This is a genomic window from Rubrivivax gelatinosus (assembly GCF_016583785.1).
GTDB classification, from domain to species: domain Bacteria; phylum Pseudomonadota; class Gammaproteobacteria; order Burkholderiales; family Burkholderiaceae_C; genus Rubrivivax; species Rubrivivax gelatinosus_B.
In genome coordinates this window covers 31,561-54,441 of record NZ_NRRU01000009.1, presented here as the reverse complement: position 1 = coordinate 54,441, position 22,881 = coordinate 31,561, and the positions used below count along the sequence as shown (strand labels likewise).

General features: G+C 70.9%; 21 protein-coding genes and 1 riboswitch. Of the genes, 12 read left to right on the top strand and 9 right to left on the bottom strand.

Translation table 11 applies throughout. The features are described 5' to 3' along the window. Positions 1 to 14 precede the first annotated feature (14 nt). Genes upp through CKO43_RS04150 form a run of 3 tightly spaced genes read left to right on the top strand, consistent with a single transcriptional unit; the run spans position 15 to position 2,685 of the window. The gene (upp, locus tag CKO43_RS04160; protein ID WP_200226952.1) at positions 15 to 647 is read left to right on the top strand and encodes a uracil phosphoribosyltransferase; all 633 of its coding nucleotides are present in this window, start codon (positions 15 to 17) and stop codon (positions 645 to 647) included. A 59-nt stretch (positions 648 to 706) separates the two neighbouring features. Further along, on the top strand, positions 707 to 2,023 hold the full coding sequence (locus CKO43_RS04155) for an amidohydrolase family protein (RefSeq protein WP_200377914.1): 1,317 nt from the start codon (positions 707 to 709) through the stop codon (positions 2,021 to 2,023). A 44-nt stretch (positions 2,024 to 2,067) separates the two neighbouring features. Then, entirely contained in the window at positions 2,068 to 2,685 is a 618-nt protein-coding gene (locus CKO43_RS04150; RefSeq protein WP_200226948.1) for a glutathione S-transferase family protein, read from the top strand. 5 nt (positions 2,686 to 2,690) lie between these two features. Here the strand turns inward: CKO43_RS04150 and eutC are convergent, their stop codons facing one another. From eutC to eat, 3 genes are read right to left on the bottom strand one after another with little or no spacing between them, the layout of a single operon-like run. Continuing rightward, complete coding sequence (eutC, locus tag CKO43_RS04145; protein WP_200377913.1) at positions 2,691 to 3,482, bottom strand: ethanolamine ammonia-lyase subunit EutC; 792 nt, start codon at positions 3,480 to 3,482, stop codon at positions 2,691 to 2,693. Next, positions 3,479 to 4,876: an ethanolamine ammonia-lyase subunit EutB gene (locus CKO43_RS04140; protein WP_200377912.1), complete on the bottom strand. Its 1,398-nt coding sequence runs from the start codon at positions 4,874 to 4,876 to the stop codon at positions 3,479 to 3,481. The genes eutC and CKO43_RS04140 overlap by 4 nt, the downstream gene beginning before the upstream one ends. 4 nt (positions 4,877 to 4,880) lie before the next feature. Then, positions 4,881 to 6,239, bottom strand: a complete 1,359-nt coding sequence (gene eat / locus CKO43_RS04135) for an ethanolamine permease (RefSeq protein ID WP_200377911.1) — start codon at positions 6,237 to 6,239, stop codon at positions 4,881 to 4,883. Positions 6,240 to 6,323: 84 nt separating this feature from the next. Here eat and CKO43_RS04130 point away from each other — a divergent pair, with 84 nt between their 5' ends. The 4 genes from CKO43_RS04130 to CKO43_RS04115 all read left to right on the top strand — a co-directional run bounded on the left by CKO43_RS04130 (position 6,324) and on the right by CKO43_RS04115 (position 10,357). Continuing rightward, positions 6,324 to 7,259, top strand: coding sequence for a helix-turn-helix domain-containing protein (locus CKO43_RS04130; protein ID WP_200226941.1), 936 nt, complete (start codon positions 6,324 to 6,326; stop codon positions 7,257 to 7,259). Between the two features lie 28 nt (positions 7,260 to 7,287). Further along, positions 7,288 to 7,366, top strand: a riboswitch (SAM riboswitch). Between the two features lie 31 nt (positions 7,367 to 7,397). Beyond that, a complete protein-coding gene (gene metX, locus CKO43_RS04125; RefSeq protein ID WP_200226939.1) occupies positions 7,398 to 8,552 on the top strand; it encodes a homoserine O-succinyltransferase MetX in 1,155 nt (384 codons plus the stop codon). Continuing rightward, positions 8,545 to 9,129, top strand: coding sequence for a methionine biosynthesis protein MetW (gene metW / locus CKO43_RS04120; protein ID WP_200226937.1), 585 nt, complete (start codon positions 8,545 to 8,547; stop codon positions 9,127 to 9,129). Before metX ends, metW begins: the two co-directional genes overlap by 8 nt. A 43-nt stretch (positions 9,130 to 9,172) precedes the next feature. Further along, positions 9,173 to 10,357, top strand: a complete 1,185-nt coding sequence (locus CKO43_RS04115; protein ID WP_200377910.1) for a CaiB/BaiF CoA transferase family protein — start codon at positions 9,173 to 9,175, stop codon at positions 10,355 to 10,357. On the opposite strand, the gene CKO43_RS04110 is transcribed toward CKO43_RS04115, so the two are convergent. Continuing rightward, positions 10,354 to 11,187, bottom strand: a complete 834-nt coding sequence (locus CKO43_RS04110) for an enoyl-CoA hydratase-related protein (protein WP_200226933.1) — start codon at positions 11,185 to 11,187, stop codon at positions 10,354 to 10,356. The two genes, CKO43_RS04115 and CKO43_RS04110, sit on opposite strands and share 4 nt — an antisense overlap. A 111-nt stretch (positions 11,188 to 11,298) precedes the next feature. Here CKO43_RS04110 and CKO43_RS04105 point away from each other — a divergent pair, with 111 nt between their 5' ends. Beyond that, entirely contained in the window at positions 11,299 to 12,747 is a 1,449-nt protein-coding gene (locus CKO43_RS04105; RefSeq protein WP_200377909.1) for a M20 family metallopeptidase, read from the top strand. Positions 12,748 to 12,766: 19 nt separating this feature from the next. Beyond that, positions 12,767 to 13,729: a LysR family transcriptional regulator gene (locus tag CKO43_RS04100; RefSeq protein WP_200226930.1), complete on the top strand. Its 963-nt coding sequence runs from the start codon at positions 12,767 to 12,769 to the stop codon at positions 13,727 to 13,729. Here CKO43_RS04100 and CKO43_RS04095 read toward each other — a convergent pair. Further along, positions 13,726 to 14,787: an aminoglycoside phosphotransferase family protein gene (locus tag CKO43_RS04095; RefSeq protein WP_200226929.1), complete on the bottom strand. Its 1,062-nt coding sequence runs from the start codon at positions 14,785 to 14,787 to the stop codon at positions 13,726 to 13,728. The two genes, CKO43_RS04100 and CKO43_RS04095, sit on opposite strands and share 4 nt — an antisense overlap. A gap of 18 nt (positions 14,788 to 14,805) precedes the next feature. Here CKO43_RS04095 and CKO43_RS04090 point away from each other — a divergent pair, with 18 nt between their 5' ends. The 3 genes from CKO43_RS04090 to rsmA are packed head-to-tail and all read left to right on the top strand — an operon-like array spanning position 14,806 to position 19,261. Next, positions 14,806 to 17,187, top strand: a complete 2,382-nt coding sequence (locus CKO43_RS04090; RefSeq protein WP_200377908.1) for an LPS-assembly protein LptD — start codon at positions 14,806 to 14,808, stop codon at positions 17,185 to 17,187. Next, the gene (locus tag CKO43_RS04085; RefSeq protein WP_200377907.1) at positions 17,184 to 18,497 is read left to right on the top strand and encodes a peptidylprolyl isomerase; all 1,314 of its coding nucleotides are present in this window, start codon (positions 17,184 to 17,186) and stop codon (positions 18,495 to 18,497) included. The genes CKO43_RS04090 and CKO43_RS04085 overlap by 4 nt, the downstream gene beginning before the upstream one ends. Further along, positions 18,494 to 19,261: a 16S rRNA (adenine(1518)-N(6)/adenine(1519)-N(6))-dimethyltransferase RsmA gene (gene rsmA, locus CKO43_RS04080; protein ID WP_200377906.1), complete on the top strand. Its 768-nt coding sequence runs from the start codon at positions 18,494 to 18,496 to the stop codon at positions 19,259 to 19,261. Before CKO43_RS04085 ends, rsmA begins: the two co-directional genes overlap by 4 nt. Before the next feature lie 3 nt (positions 19,262 to 19,264). Here rsmA and CKO43_RS04075 read toward each other — a convergent pair whose 3' ends face one another. The 4 genes from CKO43_RS04075 to CKO43_RS04060 all read right to left on the bottom strand — a co-directional run bounded on the left by CKO43_RS04075 (position 19,265) and on the right by CKO43_RS04060 (position 22,740). After that, positions 19,265 to 19,459, bottom strand: a complete 195-nt coding sequence (locus CKO43_RS04075) for a hypothetical protein (protein ID WP_200377905.1) — start codon at positions 19,457 to 19,459, stop codon at positions 19,265 to 19,267. Continuing rightward, positions 19,438 to 19,833 (bottom strand): barstar family protein, encoded by a 396-nt coding sequence (locus tag CKO43_RS04070; RefSeq protein WP_200226924.1) that lies wholly within the window; start codon positions 19,831 to 19,833, stop codon positions 19,438 to 19,440. Before CKO43_RS04070 ends, CKO43_RS04075 begins: the two co-directional genes overlap by 22 nt. Positions 19,834 to 19,870: 37 nt before the next feature. Beyond that, positions 19,871 to 20,311 carry a ribonuclease domain-containing protein gene (locus tag CKO43_RS04065; RefSeq protein WP_200377904.1) on the bottom strand — a complete coding sequence of 147 codons (441 nt, stop codon included), beginning with the start codon at positions 20,309 to 20,311 and terminating at the stop codon, positions 19,871 to 19,873. Positions 20,312 to 20,445: 134 nt separating this feature from the next. Next, positions 20,446 to 22,740 carry an NADP-dependent malic enzyme gene (locus CKO43_RS04060; protein WP_200377903.1) on the bottom strand — a complete coding sequence of 765 codons (2,295 nt, stop codon included), beginning with the start codon at positions 22,738 to 22,740 and terminating at the stop codon, positions 20,446 to 20,448. Positions 22,741 to 22,881: the final 141 nt, after the last annotated feature.

Genomic DNA, 22,881 nt, shown 5'->3' with positions numbered 1-22,881 from the left:
CCCGAAAGCCCTGCATGACGCCCATCGTCCACCACGTCACGCACCCGCTGGTTCAGCACAAGCTGACGCTGATGCGGCAGAAGGACCGCAGCACGAACAGCTTCCGCCGCTTGCTGCACGAGCTCTCGATGCTGATGGCCTACGAGGTGACACGCGAGATGCCGACCTCGCTGATCGAGATCGAGACGCCGCTGGCGACGATGCGCTCGCCGGTCATCGACGGCAAGAAGACGGTCTTCGTCGCGGTGATGCGCGCCGGCGACGGCTTCCTCGACGGCATGCTCGAGGTCGTGCCCGGCGCGCGGGTCGGCCACATCGGGCTGTACCGCGACCCGAAGACGCTGGTCGCCGTCGAGTACTACTTCAAGATGCCGCAGGACATGCACGAACGCGACGCCATCGTGCTCGACCCGATGCTGGCCACCGGCAACTCGGCGGTGGCCGCGGTCGACCGGCTGAAGGAGACGCGGCCGAAGTCGATCCGCTTCGTCTGCCTGCTGGCCGCGCCCGAGGGCCTGCGCCACTTCCAGGCGCACCACCCCGACGTGCCGGTCTACACCGCGGCCATCGACGAGCGCCTGGACGAACACGGCTACATCCTGCCCGGGCTGGGCGACGCCGGCGACCGCATCTTCGGCACCAAGTAGCCGGCGGCGAGTGGGCGCGCCGTATGCTCGCCGGGGTCCGAGGCCCCGCCCCCATTCCCATGCTCGTCCGCAATGCAACCCTGCCCGATGGCCGCACCGGCATCGACCTGCTGATCCAGGACGGCTGTTTCGCCGCCGTCGGCCCGGCGCTCGCCGCCCCCGAAGGCACGCCGGTCGTCGACGCCGGTGGCTGGCTCGTCAGCCCGCCCTTCGTCGACGCCCACTTCCACATGGACGCGACGCTCAGCTACGGGCTGCCGCGCGTCAACGCCAGCGGCACGCTGCTCGAAGGCATCGCGCTCTGGGGCGAGCTGAAGCCCTTGCTGACGCAGGAGGCGCTGGTCGAACGGGCGCTGCAGTACTGCGACTGGGCGGTGGCGCGTGGGCTGCTGGCGATCCGCAGCCACGTCGACGTCTGCGACCCGCGGCTGCTGGCCGTCGAGGCGCTGCTGGAAGTCAGGAAGCGCGTCAAGCCCTATCTCGATCTGCAGCTCGTCGCCTTCCCGCAGGACGGCGTGCTGCGGGCGCCGGGTGCGCTGGCCAATCTGGAGCGGGCGCTGGATCTGGGCGTCGACGTCGTCGGCGGCATTCCGCACTTCGAACGCACGATGGCGGACGGCGCCGCCAGCGTGAAGCTGCTGTGCGAACTGGCCGCACGCCGCGGCCTGCGTGTGGACATGCACTGCGACGAGAGCGACGACCCGCTGTCGCGCCACGTCGAGACCTTGGCCTTTGAGACCCAGCGCCTGGGGCTGCAGGGCCGGGTGACGGGTTCGCACCTGACGTCCATGCACTCGATGGACAACTACTACGTCAGCAAGCTGCTGCCGCTGATGGCCGAGGCCGGGCTGCACGCGGTCGCCAACCCGCTGATCAACATCACGCTGCAGGGCCGCCACGACAGCTACCCGAAGCGCCGCGGCATGACGCGGGTGCCCGAGCTGCTGGCGGCCGGCGTCAACGTCGGCTTCGGCCACGACTGCGTGCTCGACCCCTGGTATTCGCTGGGCTCGGGCGACATGCTGGAAGTGGCGGCGATGGGGCTGCACGTCGCGCAGATGACCTCGCAGGCCGGCATGCGCCAGTGTTTCGACGCGGTCACCGTCAACAACGCGCGCATCCTGGGGCTGGAAGGCTACGGGCTGGAGCCGGGCTGCCGCGCCGATTTCGTGCTGCTGCAGGCGCGCTCGCCGGCCGAGGCGATCCGGCTGCGCGCGCAGCGTCTGCTGGTGGTTCGCGGCGGCCAGTTGCTGTCGCGCATGGCGCCGGGCAGCGCCCAGCTGGCGCTGCCCGGGCGGCCCTCGGCCGTGGACTTCACGCTACAGCGCGGCGAGGGGCTCGGGGGGGCTCCCGGGGGTCAAAAAGCCCTTGGCTAGAATCAACCAGCTCAGGGAAACCCGCAGCTGTCTTCACCACCCCCATGAAACTCATCGGTTCGCTCACCAGCCCTTACGTCCGCAAGGTGCGCGTCGTCATGGCCGAGAAGAAGCTCGACTTCCAGCTCGTGCTGGAAGACGTCTGGGGCACGGACGCCATCCTCAAGTCCAACCCGCTGGGCAAGGTGCCCTGCCTGGTGATGGAAGGCGGCGAAGCCGTCTTCGATTCCCGCGTCATCGTCGAGTACCTGGAAACGCTGTCCCCGGTGGGCAAGCTGATCCCGCCGTCGGGGCGTGAACGTGTCGAAGTGCGCACCTGGGAAGCGCTGGCCGACGGCGTGCTCGACGCGCTGATCCTGGCGCGCCTGGAAGCCACCTGGAACGGGCGCAGCGAAGGCCAGCGTTCGCAGGCCTGGATAGACCGCCAGATGGTCAAGGTCGACGCCAGCCTGAAGGCGATGAGCCAGGGCCTGGGCGAGCGCCCCTGGTGCGCCGGCACCCACTACACGCTGGCCGACGTCGCCGTCGGCTGCGCGCTGGGCTACCTGGACTTCCGCTTCCCGGAAGTCGATTGGCGCAGCCCGTATCCGAACCTGACCAAGCTGGCCGAGAAGCTGGCGGCACGCCCCAGCTTCGTCGACACGGCGCCCCCGCGGGGCTGAACGCGTCACTCGCCCAGCAGGAAGCTGGCGGCGAGGTCCAGCGGCGGCACCGGCGGTTCGCTTTCGTCCTTGAGTTCGACGCCGGTGAGCTGGCGGCGGCGGGCTTCGTTCAGCAGCCAGGCCAGGCGCGCGGCGGCGGCTTCGATGGGCAGGCCTTCGGGGCGCACGTTCGAGATGCAGTTGCGCTCGGCGTCGCTGCGCCCGGGGCGCGGCGCCCAGGTCAGGTACAGGCCCAGGCTGTCGGGTGAACTCAGGCCCGGGCGCTCGCCGATCGCGACGACGACGATGCGCGCGCCGAGCGCCTGGCCGATCTCGTCGCCGATCGCCACGCGCGCCTGCTCGACGACCGCCACCGGCGCGAAGCGCCAGCCGCGGCGCAGCGTGATGCGCAGCGCGGCGATCAAGGCGGCGGCGTGGTGTTCGGCGGCCAGCGTCGACAAGCCGTCGGCGACGACCAGCGCCAGGTCCGGCGGCTGCTCCGGCGCCGGCAGCTCGCGCAGCGTGGTGCACGAGGCCTCGTCCAGGCGCCGGCCCAGGTCGGGGCGCTTCAGATAGCTGGCGCGGTCGGGCGCGGCGCTGTGCAGGCGCAGCGTCGTCAGGCCGAGCGCCGCGATGCCGGCCTCGACACCGGCGGCGTCGAAGGGGCGGTGCACCGCGTCGCGCGCCTCGGCGTGGGCGCGCTGGAAGTCCAGGTGCGCGGCGGTCGGTTGGCTGACGCCGCTGCGGCCGAGCGCGATGCGCGCCGGCGTGTGCCGGCGCAGCGCCTGCCAGGGGTCGGGCGTGACGGCGTCGGTCATCGCGCCAGGCGGGCGAAAGCCGGCGGCAGGCCGGCGAGCAGGCGGTCGGGCGCGCCGGGTTCGGTGATCTGCATCGCCTCCAGCCAGCGTTCGAACTCGGGCGCGGGCCTCAGGCCGAGCACGCGGCGCAGGTAGAGCGCGTCGTGGAAGGACGTGCTCTGGTAGTTCAGCATCACGTCGTCGGCGCCGGGCACGCCCATCACGAAGCTGCAGCCGGCCACGCCCAGCAGCGTCAGCAGCGTGTCCATGTCGTCCTGGTCGGCCTCGGCGTGGTTGGTGTAGCAGACGTCGCAGCCCATGGGCAGGCCCAGCAGCTTGGCGCAGCAGTGGTCCTCGAGCCCGGCGCGCTGGATCTGCTTGCCGTCGTACAGGTACTCCGGGCCGATGAAGCCGACGACGCTGTTCACGAGCAGCGGGCGAAAGTGCCGCGCCACCGCGTAGGCGCGGGTCTCGATCGTCTGCTGGTCGCAGCCGTGGTGGGCGCCGGCCGACAGCGCGCTGCCCTGGCCGGTCTCGAAGTACATGAGGTTGTCGCCGCGCGTGCCGTCGTCGAAGAGCGCGCCGCGCTGCAGCGACAGCGCCGCCGCCTGCGCCTGGGCGAGCAGCGCCAGGTCGATGCCGAAGCTGCGGTTCGTCGCCTCGGTGCCGCCGATCGACTGGAACACCAGGTCCACCGGCGCGCCGGCTTCGATGCAGCGCAGCGTGTTCGTCACGTGCGTCAGCACGCAGCTCTGGGTGGGGATCTGCCAGCGCTGGATCACCGCGTCCAGCATCTGCAGCAGCCGCGTGACCTGGGCGACGTTGTCGCTGGCCGGGTTGATGCCGACGACGGCGTCGCCGCTGCCGTAGAGCAGGCCGTCGAGCACGCTGGCGGCGATGCCGGCGGCGTCGTCGGTGGGGTGGTTGGGCTGCAGCCGCGTCGACAGCCGGCCGGGCAGGCCGATGGTGCCGCGAAAGCGCGTGCGCACGCGGCATTTGCGCGCCACCAGCACCAGGTCCTGGTTGCGCATGATCTTGCTGACCGCCGCCGCCATCTCGGGCGTCAGCCCGGGCGCCAGCGCGGCGAGTGCGGCTTCGTCGGCGGCGTCGGACAGCAGCCAGTCGCGCAAGCCCCCCACCGTCAGGTGCGCCACCGGCGCGAACGCAGCGCGGTCGTGCGTGTCGACGATCAGCCGCGTGACCTCGTCGTCTTCGTAAGGCACGACGGCTTCGTTCAGGAACGTCGCCAGCGGCAGCTCGGCCAGCGCCTGCTGCGCGGCGGCGCGTTCGCTGCGGCTGGCGGCGGCGACACCCGCCAGCTCGTCGCCCGAACGTGCCGGCGAGGCCCGCGCCAGCAGCGTGCGCAGGTCGTCGAAGACGTAGCGCGTGCCGCCGACGACGTGGGCGTAGGCCATGGGCTCAGGCGGCGGTGGCCGGCAGCGCCGGGCGCAGCTTGCCGCGCAGCAGGAACCAGAAGTAGCCCGCCGCGCCCAGGCCGATGAAGAGCGCGGCGATCAGCGGGTTGAACCAGGTCATCGTCGCCAGGCACACCAGCGCGGCGGCGAGCGCGAAGCCCGGCAGCCACGGGTACAGCGGCGCGCGGAACGGGCGCGCCATCTCGGGCTCGCTGCGCCGCAGCTTGAACAGGCTGGCCATGCTGACGATGTACATCACGATCGCGCCGAAGACGCTCATCGTGACGATGTTGGCGGTCAGCGTCTGGCCGCCGAACTGCAGCCATTCGTCGCTGAAGATCGCGAGCAGCCCGATCACGCTGCCGGCGACGACGGCCAGGTGCGGTGTCCTGAAGCGCGGGTGCACGCGCCCCAGCGCCGCCGGCAGGAAGCCGGCGCGGGCGAGCGCGAAGATCTGGCGCGAGTAGCCGATCATGATCCCGTGGAACGAGGCGACCAGGCCGAACAGGCCCAGCCACACCAGCATGTGCAGCCAGCCGCTGGAGTCGCCGACGATGCCCTTCATCGCCTGCGGCAGCGGGTCGTTGATGTTCGAGAGTTTGGTCCAGTCGCCGGCGCCGCCGGCGAAGACCATGACGCCGACGGCCAGCACCAGCAGCGTCAGGATGCCGCCGATGTAGGCGCGCGGGATCGAGCGTTGCGGGTCCTTCGCTTCCTCGGCCGCCATGGCCACGCCTTCGATCGCGAGGAAGAACCAGATCGCGAACGGGATCGCGGCGAAGATGCCGCCGACCGCGCCCAGCTGGAAGTTGTCGCTGCCGGCCCAGCCGCCCTTGACGAAGTTCGCGACCGAGAATCCCGGCGAGACCACGCCCATGAAGACCAGCAGCTCGAAGATCGCGACCACCGTGACGACGAGTTCGAAGGTGGCGGCGATCTGCACCCCCAGGATGTTGAGCACGGTGAAGATCGCGTAGGCGCCGACGGCGGCGATCTTCGGGTCCAGCCCCGGGAACTGCACCGCGAGGTAGGAGCCGATCGCCAGCGCGATGGCCGGCGGCGCGAACACGAACTCGATCAGCGTCGCGTAGCCCGCGAGATAGCCGCCGGTGGGGCCGAAGGCGCGGCGCCCGTACTCGAACGGGCCGCCGGCGTGCGGGATCGAGGTCGTCAGCTCGGTGAAGCTGAAGATGAAGCAGGTGTACATCAGCGCGATGAACACCGCGGTGATCAGGAACCCCAGCGTGCCGGCGCCGGCCCAGCCGTAGCTCCAGCCGAAGTACTCGCCCGAGATCACCAGCCCGACGGCGATGCCCCAGAGCTGCCAGGTCGACAGCGACTTGTTCAATGCGGGTTGCGACATGTGGAAACCCCTTGCTCGGCCGGGTGCGGCCCTTGCTCCGCAGCGTAGGAGCGCGCCCGGCCGGCGTGTTAGCGGGAATCGGCAATGTTCGAAAGCACGAACCGTGTGCAGCACGCACCATGGCGAGCCGCCAGCCGCACGGCCGGCGACGTCGACGAACACGCCGCGCACCTGAGCGGCTGGCACCAGGAGTACGACCAGCTCGGCGCAGGCCGCTTCGACGGCCGCCTCGACGAAGCCCTGGCCGACGGCGTGCAGCTGTTCCGCGAGCGCACCAGCCAGCGCCTGCGCCAGCGCTGCCAGGTCTGGGCCGGGGCGCTGTGGTGCGGCATCACCGAAGCCGACGACGGCTCGCGCCTGAACGGGCGCCGGGTCGCGGCCGCTGGCGTGATGGTCAGCGGCCATGACGGCAGCTTCGAACTCGTCAGCCCGCCGGGCCATGCGATCGTTGGCATCGTCGTCGCACGCGATCTGCTCGCGCGCCGCGCGCCGGCGCTGGCCTTGCCCGATGCGCGCGACGCCGCCTGGTGGCCGGTCGACGCTGTGCAGCGGCAGCACGCGCTGGCGCTGGCGCGTGCGATCCTGGCGCTGGCCGCCGCCGGCCAGGCGCCGCCGCCAGGCGCGCTGCTGGACACCGTCGTCGCGCTGCTGGCCGCACGCAGCGTGCCGCGCGAGCGCGGCAACGCGGTGTCGCGGCGCCAGCTCGTCGCCCAGGCGCATGCGCTCGTCGCCGGCGCGCCCGAGCGTGTGCCCGGCATCGCCGAACTCTGCGCCGCGCTGCACGTCAGCCGGCGCACGCTGCAGTACGCCTTCGAGGACGAAGCCGGCATCTCGCCGCTGGCCTTCCTGCGCAGCGTGCGCCTGAACGGCGTGCGCCGGCTGCTGCGCGCCGGCCGCGGCGGGCAGACGGTGCAGGCCGCGGCCCAGGCCTGGGGCTTCTGGAACCTGAGCGCCTTCGCCGCCGACTACCGGCGCCAGTTCGGCGAACGCCCGTCCGAGACGCTGGCGCGCGCCGGCTGAAGCCGCGCCCGGCCGGGCTCGTATACTTCGCGCTTCCAGCGCCGATTTGTTTTCCTGATTGCGGGCGCTTTAACAAATGCCGCTAAAGAGGACACCGAGACCCGGTGCCCGCTGACGGCGGCGCCGGGTTTTTGTTTTATGGCTTCGGTCGGTCGCGTCACTCCGCAGACGATGCACTTCGACGAGCCGCTGCCCTTGCGCAGCGGGGCGTCGCTTCCTTCCTACTCGCTGGTCTACGAGACCTACGGCACGCTCAACGCCGAACGCAGCAACGCGGTGCTGGTGTGCCATGCGCTCAACGCCAGCCACCACGTCGCCGGCACCGACGAGCGCGGCGCCACCGGCTGGTGGGACAACCTGGTCGGCCCCGGCAAGCCGCTGGACACCGACCGTTTCTTCGTCATCGGCGTCAACAACCCGGGTTCGTGTTTCGGCTCGACCGGGCCGATGCAGCTCAACCCGGCGACCGGGCGCGCCTGGGGCGCCGACTTCCCCGTCGTCACCGTCGAGGACTGGGTCGACGCCCAGGTTCGGCTGATCGACCGGCTGGGCATCAGCAAACTCGCCGCGGTGCTGGGCGGAAGCCTCGGCGGCATGCAGGCGCTGTCCTGGGCGATGCGTCACCCCGGGCGGCTGGAGCACTGCATCGCGGTCGCCACCGCGCCCAACCTGTCGGCGCAGAACATCGCCTTCAACGAGGTCGCGCGCCGCGCCATCGTCACCGACCCCGATTTCCACGGCGGCCACTTCTACGAACACGGCGTGCTGCCCAAACGTGGCCTGCGCGTGGCGCGCATGATCGGCCACATCACCTATCTGTCGGACGACACGATGGAGGCCAAGTTCGGGCGCGAGCTGCGCGCCGCCGAACTCGGCTACAGCACCCAGGCGATCGAGTTCCAGATCGAGAGCTACCTGCGCTACCAGGGCGACAAGTTCAGCGAGTACTTCGACGCCAACACCTACTTGCTGATCACGCGCGCGCTCGACTACTTCGACCCGGCGCTGGAACACGGCGGCGACCTGGCCGCGGCTTTCGTGCCGGCACGCGACAAACGGTTCCTGCTCGTCAGCTTCACGACCGACTGGCGCTTCTCGCCGGCGCGCTCGCGCGAGATCGTCAAGGCGCTGCTGGACAACCGCATCGCCGTCAGCTACGCCGAGATCGACGCCCCGCACGGCCACGACGCCTTCCTGCTCGAGGACCCGCGCTACCACCAGGTGATGCGCGCCTATTTCGAGGGCATCGCCGCCGGTTTCGGCGCCGCGAAGACGGAGGCGGCCCATGTCTGAACGCCGCGACCTGCAGATCATCGGCGACCTGGTGCCGCCGGGCAGCCGCGTGCTTGACCTGGGCTGCGGCAACGGCGAGCTGCTCGCCTGGCTGCAGCGCCACAAGGGCTGCAGCGGTTACGGCGTCGAGATCGCCGACGCCAACGTGCTGGCCTGCGTGCAGCGCGGCGTCAACGTCGTCCAGCTCAACCTCGAGGAAGGGCTGGCGATGTTCGAGGACCAGAGCTTCGACGTCGTGCTGCAGATCGAGACCCTGCAGCACCTGCGCAACGCCGAACGCATGCTGCGCGAGACGGCGCGGGTCGGCCGCATCGGCATCGTCAGCTTCCCCAACTTCGCCCACTGGCCGAACCGCGTGCGTGTCGTCGGCGGCCGCATGCCGGTGACGCGTGCGCTGCCTTACGAGTGGTACGACACGCCCAACATCCGCGTCGGCACCTACGCCGACTTCGAGGTGCTGGCGCGCAAGAACGGGCTGCAGATCAGCGACGGCTTCGGGCTGCAGGACGGGCGCGTCGTGCGGGTGCTGCCCAACCTTCGCGCCAGCGTCGCGGTGTTCAAGTTCCAGCGCGGCTGAGCGCCGCCTAGACTGCCGTCCTGCCCCCACAGGACGCCGCCCGATGCAGACTTCGCCCGACCCGACTCCCGCCGGCCCGCTGGCCGGCCTCAAGGTGCTGGAACTGGGCCAGCTGATCGCCGGCCCCTTCGCCGCCAAGACGCTGGCCGACTTCGGCGCCGACGTGATCAAGGTCGAGGCGCCCGACGGCGGCGATCCGCTGCGGCGCTGGCGGCTGTTGAAGGACGGCACCTCCGTCTGGTGGCAGGTGCAGTCGCGCAACAAACGCTCGGTCGCGCTCGACCTGAAGGACCCCGAGGCGCAGGCGCTGGTGCGGGAGCTCGCGCTCGAAGCCGACGTGCTGATCGAGAACTTCCGCCCCGGCGCGCTCGAAGGTTTCGGCCTCGCGCCCGAGGCGCTGATGGCGGCCAGCCCGAAGCTGATCGTGCTGCGGGTCAGCGGCTACGGCCAGACCGGGCCGTACCGCGACAAACCCGGTTTCGGCGTCGTCGCCGAGGCCATGGGCGGCCTGCGCCACCTGAGCGGCGAGCCCGGGCGCGTGCCGGTGCGTGTCGGCGTGTCGATCGGCGACACGCTGGCGGCGCTGCACGGTGTCATCGGCGTGCTGATGGCGCTGCACGAGCGCGGCAAGAGTGGCCGCGGCCAGGTCGTCGACGTCGCGCTCTACGAGGCGGTGTTCAACTGCATGGAGAGCCTGCTGCCCGAATACAGCGCCTTCGGCGCCGTGCGCGGCCCGGCCGGCAGTGCTTTGCCGGGCATCGCGCCGACCAACGCCTACGTCTGCCGCGACGGCCAGGTGCTGGTGGCCGGCAACGGCGACAGCATCTTCCGCCGGCTGATGAAGACCATAGCCCGCGAGGACCTGGCGGCCGACGCCGAACTCGCCGACAACACCGGCCGTGTCGCCCGCGTGGCCGAACTCGACGCCGCGATCGGCGCCTGGACCGCCACGCGCACGGTCGACGAGGTGCTGGCGGCGCTGGACGCGGCCGCGGTGCCCGGCGGGCGCATCTACACCGCCGCCGACATCGCGCACGACCCGCATTACGCGGCGCGCGACATGCTGCTGCCGGTGACGCTGGACGACGGCAGCACGCTCACGGTGCCGGGCATCGTGCCCAAGCTGTCGCGCACGCCGGGCAGCCACCGCCGCAACGCGCCGGCGCTGGGCGCCGACACCGAGGCCGTGCTGGCGCCGCTGCGCGCGCGGCGCAAGGCCGAAGGCTAGACGCGCGGCACGGGCGCCAGCGGCTGGAAACCGGCCGGCTTCTTCGTCTGCCAGGCCTCGATCGCCTGCGCCATCTCGCCGATGTCGAAGATCGCGCTCTGCAGCAGCGTCATCTGGTCGAGCGCGTCGGCGGTCGGGTGGTCGACGGCGTAGTTCAGCGCGCGTTTGCTGCCGGCGATCGCCAGCGGCGACTTGGCGGCGATCGCCGCGGCCAGCGTCAGCGCGTGGTCCAGCGTCGCGGCAGCGTCGGGCAGCACGGCGTTGACCAGGCCGATCGCCAGCGCACGCTCGGCGGCGACACGTTCGCCGGTGTAGGCCATCTCGCGCGCCACGCCCGGCGGCACGATCTTGGGCAAGCGCTGCAGCACGCCCAGGTCGGCGGCCATGCCGATCTGGATCTCCTGCACCGAGAAGAAGGCGTCGGCCGAACACACGCGCAGGTCGCAGGCGGCGGCGAGGTCGAGCGCGCCGCCCAGGCAGCCGCCCTGGACCGCGGCGATGACCGGGAAACGCGCCGATTCGAGCACGTCGAAGCAGCGCATCAGCTGGCGCAGCGAGTCCTGGAAGGCCAGGCGCTGGCGCGCGCTGCCGGTGTCCAGCAGCGTCATGTCGCTGGCGAAGACGTCCAGCGCCATGCCGGCGCTGAAGTGTTTGCCGGTCGACGAGATCACCAGCACGCGCGTGTGGCCCTCGGCGTTGAGCGACTCGACGACCTCGCGCAGCGCCGGGAAGAAGGCCGGCGTCATCGTGTTCAGGCGCTCGGGGCGCGCCAGCTGCAGATGGGCGACGCCGGAGTCGGCGAGCTCGAGGCGGAAGAAGTCGGTCGTCATCGGGCCAGCATAGCGGCCGGCCCGGGCGCTGCGAAGACCGGCTCCCCCTCGGGGCGCGGGGGCGTCGGCCTACACTGGCGGGATTCGCACGAAACCCGCAGGAGTCCGCCCATGAACGCCCCCGACCGCCACCTGCCGCTGGCCGATTTCGTCGCCCATGCCTGGGACGAGCGCATCGTGCCCGCGCTCACCGACTACATCGCCGTGCCCGCCAAGAGCCCGATGTTCGACGCCGACTGGCAGGCGCACGGTTACATCGAGCGTGTCGTGCAGGACGCCGTGGCCTGGGTCGAGGCGCGCCGCGTGCCGGGCCTGGCGATCGAGATCGTGCGCATTCCCGGGCGCACCCCGGTGATCTTCTTCGACGTCGCCGCCACCGGCGGCGCCAGCGACACGGTGCTGTTCTACGGCCACCTGGACAAGCAGCCCGAGTTCAGCGGCTGGCGCAGCGACCTGGGCCCGTGGACGCCGAAGTACGAGGGCGGCCTGCTCTACGGCCGCGGCGGTGCCGACGACGGTTACGCGATCTACGCGGCAGTCACCGCGATCGAGGCGCTGAAGGCCCAGGGCACGGCGCACCCGCGCTGCGTCGGCGTCATCGAGACCTGCGAGGAGAGCGGCTCGCACGACCTGCCGGCCTACCTGGACGCGCTCAAGCCCCGCCTGGGCCAGGTCGGCCTCGTCGTCTGCCTGGACAGCGGCGCCGGCAACTACGACCAGTTGTGGCTGACGACCAGCCTGCGCGGCATGGTCAGCGGCGTGCTGAAGGTCGAGATCCTGACCGAGGGCATCCACTCCGGCGACGCCAGCGGCCTGGTGCCGTCGAGCTTTCGCATCCTGCGCCAGGTGCTGGACCGGCTGGAGGACGCCAAGACCGGCCAGCTGCTGCCCGAGTTCTTCCACTGCGAAGTGCCGGCTTCGCGCGTCGCGCAGGCCCAGGCCACTGCGGCCATCCTCGGCGACGACGTCTGGAAGCGCATGCCCTGGGTCTGCGGCGCCGACGGCACGCTGGCGTTGCCGACGACCACCGACCCGGTCGAAGGCCTGCTCAACCGCACCTGGCGGCCCACGCTCAGCGTCACCGGCGTCGACGGGTTCCCCGAGATGAAGAGCGCCGGCAACGTGCTGCGCCCCTACACCGCGTTCAAGCTCAGCCTGCGCCTGCCGCCGCTGGTCGACGGCCACGAGGCCAGCGTGCGGCTGAAGGCGCTGCTGGAAGACAACGCGCCGTACAACGCCCGCGTGACTTTCGTGCCCGACGGCCGCGCCGGCGCGCTCGGCGCCAGCGGCTGGAACGCGCCCGAACTGCCGGCCTGGCTGGAGGACTCGCTGAACGCGGCGTCGAACGCCCACTTCGGCGCACCGGTCGGCTACATCGGCCAGGGCGGCACGATCCCGCTGATGAGCATGCTGCAGGCCGGCTTCCCGCAGGCGCAGATGATGGTCTGCGGCGTGCTGGGCCCGAAGAGCAACGCCCACGGCCCGAACGAGTTCCTGCACGTGCCTTACGCCAAGCGGCTGACGGCCGCGGTGGCGCAGGTGGTCGCCGCCTTCCGCTGACCGGCTGACGGGCGCCGCGATGGACCAGTTGCGCGCGATGAAGGTCTTCGTGCGTGTCGTCGACGAAGGCGGCTTCGCGAAGGCGGCGCGTGTGCTGGACATGGCGCCGCCGGTGGTCACGCGTGTCGTCGCCGAGCTCGAGGCCCATCTCGGCGCGCGGCTGCTGAACCGTACGACGCGGCGTGTCGCGCTCACCGACGTCGGCGACGCCTATCTCGAGCGTGCGCGCCGCATCCTGGCCGACGTCGACGAAGCCGACACGCTGGCCGGCGAAGCCACGCGCGACCTGAGCGGGCAGCTGCGGCTGCTGTGCCCGTCGGCGCTGGCCACGCACCAGATCCTGCGCCACCTGCCGCGCTTCGGGGCGCTGCATCCGCAGGTCTCGATCGAGCTGTCGGCGCCAGCCCATGTCGAGACCGTCGACGAGGACTTCGACATCACGCTGCTGACGCTGCGCGGGCCTATCGACGGCGATTTCGTCGCCCGGCGGCTGGCGCGCTCGGAGGTCGTCGCCTGCGCCTCGCCCGAATACCTGGCGCGCCACGGCCGGCCGCGGTACCCGCACGAACTGGCGCGCCACGAGCTGCTGATGCAGCCTTCGGCGCTGCTGCCGCGCGGCCTGGTGCTGCTGCGCGGCGAGCCGGGGCCGGACGAGGAGGCCCGCACCGTGCTGCCGGAGCGTGCGCCGGCGCTGCGCTGCCACGAGACCGAGAGCCAGCTCGCCGCGGCGCTGGCCGGCCTGGGCATCGCCGGGCTGCCGACGCTGGCGCTGGAGGACGCGCTGGCGCTCGGGCGGCTGGAGCGAGTGCTGCCGCAGTGGCGCCTGGACGGGCTGTCGATCTGGGCCGCGATGCCCAGCCGCAAACACGTGCCGGCGCGCACGCGCGCGCTGCTCGAGTTCCTGATCCAGCTCTTCGGCGGCGACGACCGCGACCCCTGGCTGGCCGCCACCGGCGCCCCGGGGCTGGCGCGTGTGGCCTAGAAGGTGAAGCCGGTGCCGACGCGCTGGCCGGACATCGGCTCGAGCAGCGGCAGCAGGGGCTTGAGCGGCGCGTAGCGCAGCGCCACCTTGCTCGCGTAGGCGAAGAAACGCGGCAGATCCTCGGCGTAGTGCGGCTTGCCGTCGCGGTGCTTCAGGCGGCAGAAGATGCCCAGCACCTTCAGGTGGCGCTGCAGCCCCATCCACTCGAGCGCCCGCCAGAACTCGCCGAAGTCGTGGCCCATCGCGTCACCCAGCGGCAGGCCGGCGCGGCGCGCCTGCTCCCACCAGCGCACCGCCCAGTCGATCTCCTGCGCCTCGTCCCAGGACAGGAAGGCATCGCGCAGCAGCGAGGCCAGGTCGTAGGTGATGGGCCCGCGCACCGCGTCCTGGAAGTCCAGGATGCCGGGGTTGGGTTCGGCCACCATCAGGTTGCGCGGCATCCAGTCGCGGTGCACCGCCACCTGCGGCTGGGCGAGCGCGCTGGCGACGAGCGCGTCGCAGACACGGCTCCAGGCTCGCTGCTCCTTGTCGCCCCAGACGATGCCGAACTCGCGCTGCACGCACCACTCGGGAAAGAGCGCGAGCTCGCGCCGCAGCAGCGCCTCGTCATAGGGTGGCAGCGAATCCGCCGGCACCTGCGCCTGGAACTGCAGCAGCGCGCGCAGCGCGTCGCGCATCAGCGCATCGGCGTGGGGGCCCTCGGCGCGCAGCGCGTCCAGGTAGAGCTGCTGGCCCAGGTCGGTGAGCAGCACGAAACCCTGTTCGGCGTCGCATTCCAGCACCTGCGGCGCGTGCAGCCCGGCGGCTTCGATCAGGCCGGCGACGTGCACGAAGGGGCGCACGTCCTCCTGCGGCGGCGGCGCGTCCATCACGATCAGGCTGCCGTTGCCGGCGGCCACACGCAGGTAGCGGCGGAAGCTCGCGTCGGCGGACGCGGGGGCGAGGGTCGTGCGGTCGATGCGGTGGCGTTCGGCGATGGCGTCGAGCCAGCGTTCGAACGCCTGGCGTCGGCCTTCGTCGGACCAGACGACGGTGGGGGTTGGCAGGCTGGGCCTCATGGATAATCGATTCTACAAATGCGACTGACACCGCTGGCGCTGGCGGCGGGACTGCTGTTCGTCGGCGCGGGCATTCGGGCGCAAAGCCCCGACGCCCCGGCCGAAAACGGGCTGCAGTCCGCGCCGAAGCTGATTCCCGACCGCAAGCTCGAAGCCCCGCCCGGCGGCGAGGCAGGCCGCCGCCTGCCCATCGTGCTGAGGGCGCAGGAGGTTCGTGCTCGTCCCAATCTCGACGCCGTCGCCGAAGGCGAGGTCGAGTTCCGCCGCGGCGGCACCGTCATCCAGTCCGACCGCCTGAGCTACGACCAGGCCGAGGATCTGGCGGTTGCCCGCGGCCATGTGCGCATCGAACGCGCCGGCGCGATCTACGAAGGCCCGGAACTGCAGCTGCGGGTGCAGCGCTTCGAGGGCTTCTTCCTGTCGCCCGAGTTCGAGCTGCTGGAGTTCGGCGCCGGCGGCCACGCCGAGCGCATCGACTTCATCGACAGCTCGCGCGCCAAGCTGTCCAACGCGATCTACACCAGCTGCCCGCGCGACGGCAGCGGCGACCCGGCCTGGGTGCTGGAGGCGCGCGAGGTGCGCCTGGACTTCGACGCCAACGAAGGGGTCGCCGACGGCGCGGTGCTGCGGTTCCTCGGGGCGCCCATCCTCGCCGGGCCGTCGATCAGTTTCCCGCTGACCGACGAGCGCAAGTCGGGCTGGCTGCCGCCGTCGATCGGGCTGGACAGCCGCAGCGGCCTGGAACTGACCGTCCCGTACTACTGGAACATCGCCCCGAACCGCGACGCGACGATCGCGCCCTGGCTGTCGACGAAGCGCGGTGCCGGGCTGCAGACCCAGTTCCGCTACCTCGAGCGCTCGCTCGGCGGCACGCTCGACCTCGACGTGCTGCCCAACGACCGGGTGGCCGACCGCTCGCGCAGCGCCTGGCACTGGGAGCACGAAGGGCGTTTCGGCGGCTCGGGCTTCTACTCGGCCGACTTCCGCCATGTCTCCGACGACGGCTGGTGGAAGGACTTCCCCGATTCCCGCCGCAGCCTGACGCCGCGCCTGCTGGGCTCGGACGCGCGCATCGAGCAGGCGCTGCACCTGGGCGACAGCGAGGGTCTGGCCTATGTGCGTACGCAGCGCTGGCAGGTGCTGCAGGACAGCGACCAGCTCGTCACCTCGCCTTACCAGCGCAGCCCGCAGGTCGGCCTGCGACTGGGCGGCGGTGCCGGCGCCGGGCTGCGCTACAGCGCCGAGACCGAGTTCAACCGCTTCACGCTGCCGGTCGGTGAAGACGACGGCACCCGCCTCACCGGCGACCGCGTGCACCTGCTGGCCTCGCTGTCGCGGCGTTTTGGCGACCCCGGCTGGTGGCTGGAGCCGCGGCTGGCGCTCAACGCCGCCAGCTACCGCACCGACCAGCGCATGGCCGACGGCGACCGCAGCGCCTCGCGCAGCGTGCCGACCTTCAGCCTGGACTTCGGCCTCGAGCTCGAACGCGAGACCTCGGGTTTCGGCCGTGCGCTGCGCCAGACGCTGGAGCCGCGCCTGCTGTACGTGCGCACGCCTTACGAGAAGCAGTCCGACCTGCCGAACTTCGATTCCTTCGGCAAGGACTTCAACTTCCAGTCGATCTACTCGCCCAACATCTTTTCCGGCGTCGACCGCGTCTCGGACGCGAACCAGCTGACCGCGGGCGTGACCTCGCGTGTCGTCGACGCCGCCAACGGCAAGGAGCTGTTCCGGCTGGGCGTGGTGCAGCGCTACCTGTTCTCGGACCAGCGCGTCACCTCCCAGGCCGACGGCACGCCCGACGGCGAGACCTTCGACCAGCCCTTCTCCGACGTGCTGCTGCTGGGCTCGACCTCGCTCGTGCCGAGCTGGACGCTGGACGGCACGCTGCAGTACAGCCCCGAGATCTCGCGCACGGTGCGCTCGGTCGTCGGGGCGCGTTACTCGCCGGGGCCGTTCCGCACCGTCAGCGCCACCTACCGCTTCGCGCGCGGCCTGAGCGAGCAGGTCGAGCTCGGCTGGCAGTGGCCGCTGTCCGGGCGCGTGCCGACCACGGCCGAACGCGGCACGCGCTCGATGATCGGCGCTGCCGCCGGCGGTGGCGGCAGCTGCAGCGGCACCTGGTACGGCGTCGGGCGCTTCAACTACAGCATGAAGGACAGCCGCATCACCGATTCCATCCTCGGCGTCGAGTACGACGCCGGCTGCTGGATCGGCCGTTTCGTCGCCGAGCGCCTGTCCACCGGGCGCAGCGAGGCGACGACACGGCTGATGTTCCAGCTCGAGCTCGTCGGCCTGTCGCGCCTGGGCTCCAACCCGCTGGGGGTCTTGAAGGACAATATCCCCGGCTACACCCTGCTGCGCGAAGAACGCCGCGACCCCATTTCCTCCGACGAATGACCGATCCTCAAAACGTCTGGCGCCGCGCCGCGCTGGCGCTGGTGCTGGCAGCGGCGGCCGTCACGGCCCCGGCGCAACAGCGCGTGCGCAACGGCGACTACATCGTCGCCATCGTCAACCAGGAGGCCGTCACCGCCGCCGAGGTCGAGGCCCGGCTGCAACGCGAGCTGCAACAGGCGGCCCGCGCCGGCGGCCAGGCGCCGGCGGTCGATGCCGTGCGCAAGCGTGTGCTCGACGAACTGATCGAGGAGCGCGTGATCGTCACCTACGCGCGCGACAGCGGCATGCGGGTCGAGGAGCCCGAGCTCGACCGTGCGGTCCAGAGCGTCGCCGCGCAGAACCAGATCAGCGCCGATCAGCTGCGTGCGCGCCTGCGCAGCGAGGGCATCGACTACGCCCGCTTTCGCGCCAACCTGCGCGACCAGATCATGATCGAGCGGGTGCGCGAGCGCGAGGTCTACCAGCGCATCCGCATCACCGACGGCGAGGTCGACCGCTACCTGGCCGACCAGAAGATCGAGACCCAGGCCGACATCGAGCTGAACCTCGCCCAGATCCTGGTCATCGTGCCCGAGGGCGGCGACGATACGGTGGTTGGCGCGCGCAAGGCGCGCGCCGAACGTGCGCTGGCGCGGGTGCGTGCCGGCGAGGACTTCGCCACCGTCGCACGCGAGATCTCCGAGGACGCGAACAAGGAGCGTGGCGGCGTCATCGGCCTGCGCCCGGCGGCGCGGCTGCCCGACCTCTTCGTCGACGCGGTGCGCGACGTGGCGGCCGGCGAGACCAAGCCCGAGCTGGTGCGGTCGGGCGCGGGCTTCCACGTGATCAAGGTCCTGGAGCGCAAGGAGACCTCGGCGCTGCGCGTGACGCAGACGCATGCGCGCCACATCCTCGTGCGCAGCTCGGAGCAGGTCAGCCCCGAGGTCGCCACCCGGCGCCTGGCCGATTTCAGGCGCCAGATCGAGTCCGGCCAGCGCCGCTTCGAGGACATTGCGCGCCAGTATTCCGAAGACGGCTCGGCGCCGTCGGGGGGCGATCTCGGCTGGTTCTCGCCCGGCACGATGGTGCCGGAGTTCGAGGACGCGATGAACAAGCTCCCGATCGGCGGCGTCTCCGAGCCGGTGGTCTCGCGTTTCGGCGTGCACCTGATCCAGGTCGTCGAACGTCGCGACATCGCCGTCGAAGCGCGCCAGGTGCGCGATCAGGCGCGCAACGTGCTGCGCGAACGCAAGTTCGACGACGCCTACTCCGAGTGGGCCAAGGACCTGCGCGACCGCGCCTACATCGAGATGCGCGAACCTCCGATTTGAAACACCTGCCGCGCAAACGGTTCGGCCAGCACTTCCTGGCCGACGACTCGGTGATCGACGCGATCGTCGACGCGATCGATCCGCGTCCGGGCGAGGCCATGGTCGAGATCGGGCCCGGGCTGGGCGCGATGACGTTGCCGCTGCTCGAACGCATCGAGCGCCTGACGGTGATCGAGCTCGACCGCGACCTGGCCGCGCGCCTGCGCCGCCGGCCGGAGCTGGATGTCGTCGAGGCCGATGTGCTGAAGGTGGACTTCGCCGCGCTGGCGGCGGCGGCCGGGAAGCCGCTGCGTGTCGTCGGCAATCTGCCCTACAACATCTCGACGCCCATCCTGTTCCACCTGCTGGAGTCGGTCGAGCACGTCGTCGACCAGCACTTCATGCTGCAGAAGGAAGTCGTCGACCGCATGGCCGCCGCGCCCGGCTGCAAGGACTACGGCCGGCTGTCGGTGATGCTGCAGTGGCGCTACGACATCGAGGCCGTGCTCGACGTGCCGCCCGAGGCCTTCGACCCGCCGCCGCGCGTCGATTCGGCCGTGGTGCGCATGCAGCCGCTGGCGGCGGCCGAAGGCATAGACGCCGCGCTGCTGGGCGAGCTGGTGACGGTGGCGTTCTCGCAGCGGCGCAAGCTGCTGCGGCACTCGCTCGGACGCTGGCTGGAACAACGCGGCGCCGAGGTCGGGTTCGACCTGCAGCGCCGCGCCGAGGAAGTGCCGGTGGCCGAGTACCTGGCGCTGGCTCGCGCCCTCGCCGCCGGCGGCTGACGATCAGGCCGCGTTGAGCCAGGCAGCGGTGTCGAACGCGCTGCACATCATCGGCATGTTCATTCCGAAGTTCGGGTTCTGACCGTTCTTCGAAACCACCTTGGCGGCCGGCTTGACCGTCGTGTTCTGGGCCGTTTCAGCAGCCCGCTCCCATGACCCGTTATCTTGGGAGCGGGCTACTGAAAAGAATAGAAACACCTGAACGGTATGCGCCGTTCGCCCCAGAAGTCTGCGGCATCGCGGAAGACGTCGAGCAGTTGCTCACGCGCCTCGCGGTCGAAGCGCGGGTTGTCCGGGATCTGCTCGAGCACGACGACGAAACCCGGCTGCGCGCCGGACTTGTGCACGAGGTCGGTCATGCAGTCGTACAGCGCGTCGAGGTTCTTGCCGAAGTGGGCCGGAAAGAGAAACGCCGCTGCGATGGCCTCCAGTACTTCCTGCTTGGACTGGGCGGCCGACAGATTGGCGTACAGGAAATGCTGGCCGGCGTTGCCGGCGGCCTGCATCAGGTCATCGACACGGTAGGCCCGTATCGCCTGGACGATGTTGGGTCGGACGGTCTGCAACTCCATGGTCGCGTGCCTCCTCGTAGGGATCAAGAAAAACGGTTCACCGCGCGTCCGCTGCTGCGATGCGTCTGAAGCTCGCGTAGTGGTCGGCGGTGTAGAAACAGGCATCCGGAACGGTGGGCTGTACGCCACCACAGACGATGCGGCGGGCGCCGCGATTGCGCGCGCCCGGAGTCGGGACGGTGTACTCCCGGTAATAGCCGCGTGTCTTGGGCGGGAGCAAACGTTCACGGTTGGAGAAGACGCTGGCGTCCTTCGAGTACGGGAACGGGCCGCCCGAACGGATCAGGCGGTAGGTCTTCTGCGCTGGGACCGGGAGTTCTTCGAGGGAGACGCTGGCGGCCTGGTCGCTTGGTGCCGCCGGGCGTGCCTGGACCGCTGCGCCGGCCGCCAGGCCCGAGCCCACCGCGATCGCGAGAGCCCACCTGCAAACCGCCTGCCGGAGCGCGGTGCTCCTGTCGGCCTGTCCGGACCAGAACACGGGTCAACCCTGAAAGAACAAACCGCGATGGTACCGTCGGCGCGCCGAAAACTCAAGGCGCTGCCTCAAAATAGAGCAAGGGGCGCGCTACGTGAGTAGGCGCCCACATGGGTTTCGACGATGTAACCGCGGGGTTATCTCAGCACGTTGGCGTCCGCGACCGCGAGCGCAGTCATGTTGACGATGCGGCGCACCGTGGCCGAGGGCGTCAGCACGTGCACCGGCTTGGCGGCGCCCAGCAGCACCGGGCCGATCGCGATGCCGCCGCTGGCGGCGGTCTTCAGCAGGTTGTAGGCGATGTTGGCGGCGTCGATGTTGGGCAGCACCATCAGGTTGGCGTCGCCGCGCAGCGTGCCGTTGGGCATCAGTGCCGCGCGTGCCTCGCCGTCGAGCGCGATGTCGCCATGCATCTCGCCGTCGACCTCGAGCCAGGGCGCACGTTCGCGCAGCAGCGCCAGTGCGCGCCGCACCTTGATCGCGCTCGGCTGGTCGCTGGTGCCGAAGTTGGAGTGCGACAGCAGCGCCGCCTTGGGCTCTATGCCCAGTCGCAGCATCTCGTCGCCGGCCATCGCCGCGATCTCGGCCAGTTCCTCGGCCGTCGGGTCGTAGTTGACGTGGGTGTCGACGAGGAAGACCTGGCGCCCCGGCAGGATCAGCCCGTTCATGCAGGCGTAGACGCTGGCGCCAGGGCGTTTGCCGATCACCTGGTCGATGTACTGCAGGTGGCTGGCGGTCGTGCCCCAGGTGCCGCAGAGCAGCGCGTCGACATCGCCCTTGGCCAGCAGCATCGAGCCGATCAGCGTCAGCCGCCGCCGCATCTCGATCTTGGCCACCTGCTGCGTCACGCCCTTGCGCTCGGCCATGCGGTGGTAGGTCTGCCAGAAGTCGCGGTAGCGGCTGTCCTGCTCGACGTTGACGACCTCGTAGTCCAGGCCTTCCTTCAGGCGCAGCCCGAGCGTGTCGATGCGCCGCGCGATCACCGCCGGCCGGCCGATCAGCGTCGGCTGCGCCAGGCCTTCGTCCAGCACCACCTGCACCGCACGCAGCACACGTTCGTCCTCGCCCTCGGCGTAGGCGACACGCCTTGCCGTCGCGCGTTTGGCGATGTTGAAGATCGGCCTCATCGTCTGGCCCGAGGCGTAGACGAAGGCCTGCAGCTTGTCGCGGTAGGCGTCGAAGTCGCCGACCGGCCGCAGCGCGACGCCGCCGGCCTCGGCAGCCGCGGCCACGGCGGGCGCGATCTTCATCATCAGCCGCGGGTCGAAGGGCTTGGGGATCAGGTATTCGGGCCCGAAGGACAGCGACTGGCCGCCGTAGGCCGCGGCGACGACGTCGTTCTGCTCGGCCTGGGCGAGCTCGGCGATCGCGTGCACCGCGGCGATCTCCATCTCGTCGGTCACCGTGGTCGCGCCGCAGTCGAGCGTGCCGCGGAAGATGTACGGGAAACACAGGACGTTGTTGACCTGGTTCGGGTAGTCGCTGCGGCCGGTGGCGATGACGGCGTCGGAGCGCACCGCCTTCACCTCCTCGGGCAGGATCTCGGGCGTCGGGTTGGCGAGCGCGAAGACGATGGGCTGCGCTGCCATCGCCGCCACCATCGCGGGCTTGAGCACGCCGCCGGCGGACAGGCCGAGGAACATGTCGGCGCCCTCGATGACTTCGCGCAGCGTGCGCGCCGAGGTGGCTTGCGCGAACTGCGCCTTGTCGGCGTCCATCAGCTCGGTGCGGCCCTGGTAGACGACGCCGGCCAGGTCCGTGACCCAGATGTTCTCGCGCCGCACGCCCAGCTTGACCAGCAGCCCCAGGCAGGCCAGCGCCGCGGCGCCGGCGCCGCTGGCGACGAGCTTGATCTCGTCTATGCGCTTGCCGACGACCTTCAGCGCGTTCAGCGCCGCGGCGCCGACGACGATGGCGGTGCCGTGCTGGTCGTCGTGGAAGACCGGGATCTTCATGCGCTCGCGCAGCTTGCGCTCGACGTAGAAGCAGTCCGGCGCCTTGATGTCCTCGAGGTTGATGCCGCCGAAGGTGGGCTCGAGCGCGGCGATGTGGTCGACGAGGCGGTCGAGGTCCTTCTCCTGCACCTCGAGGTCGAAGACGTCGATGCCGGCGAACTTCTTGAACAGCACCGCCTTGCCTTCCATCACCGGCTTGGCCGCCAGCGGGCCGATGTCGCCCAGGCCGAGCACGGCGCTGCCGTTGGTGACGACGGCGACCAGGTTGCCACGCGAGGTGTAGCGGAAGGCGGCCGCCGGGTCGGCGACGATCTCCTCGCAGGCGAAGGCGACACCGGGCGAATAGGCCAGCGCCAGGTCGCGCTGGTTGACCATCTGCTTGGTGGCGGCGATGGCCAGTTTGCCGGGGGTCGGCAGTTCGTGATATTCGAGCGCGGCGCGACGCAGCTCGGCGCGCTTGTCTTCGGGGCTTGACATCCCTGTCTCCTGATGGCGTCGCGAGAGCTGGGCATTCTAGGCAGCGCCGCCGAGGGCCGCCGCGATGCGCAAAACTGCGTAGCGGCGCCGCGGCTGCCGCAGCCGATACTGCGCCACCCACGCGCCACCCGCGCGCCGCCC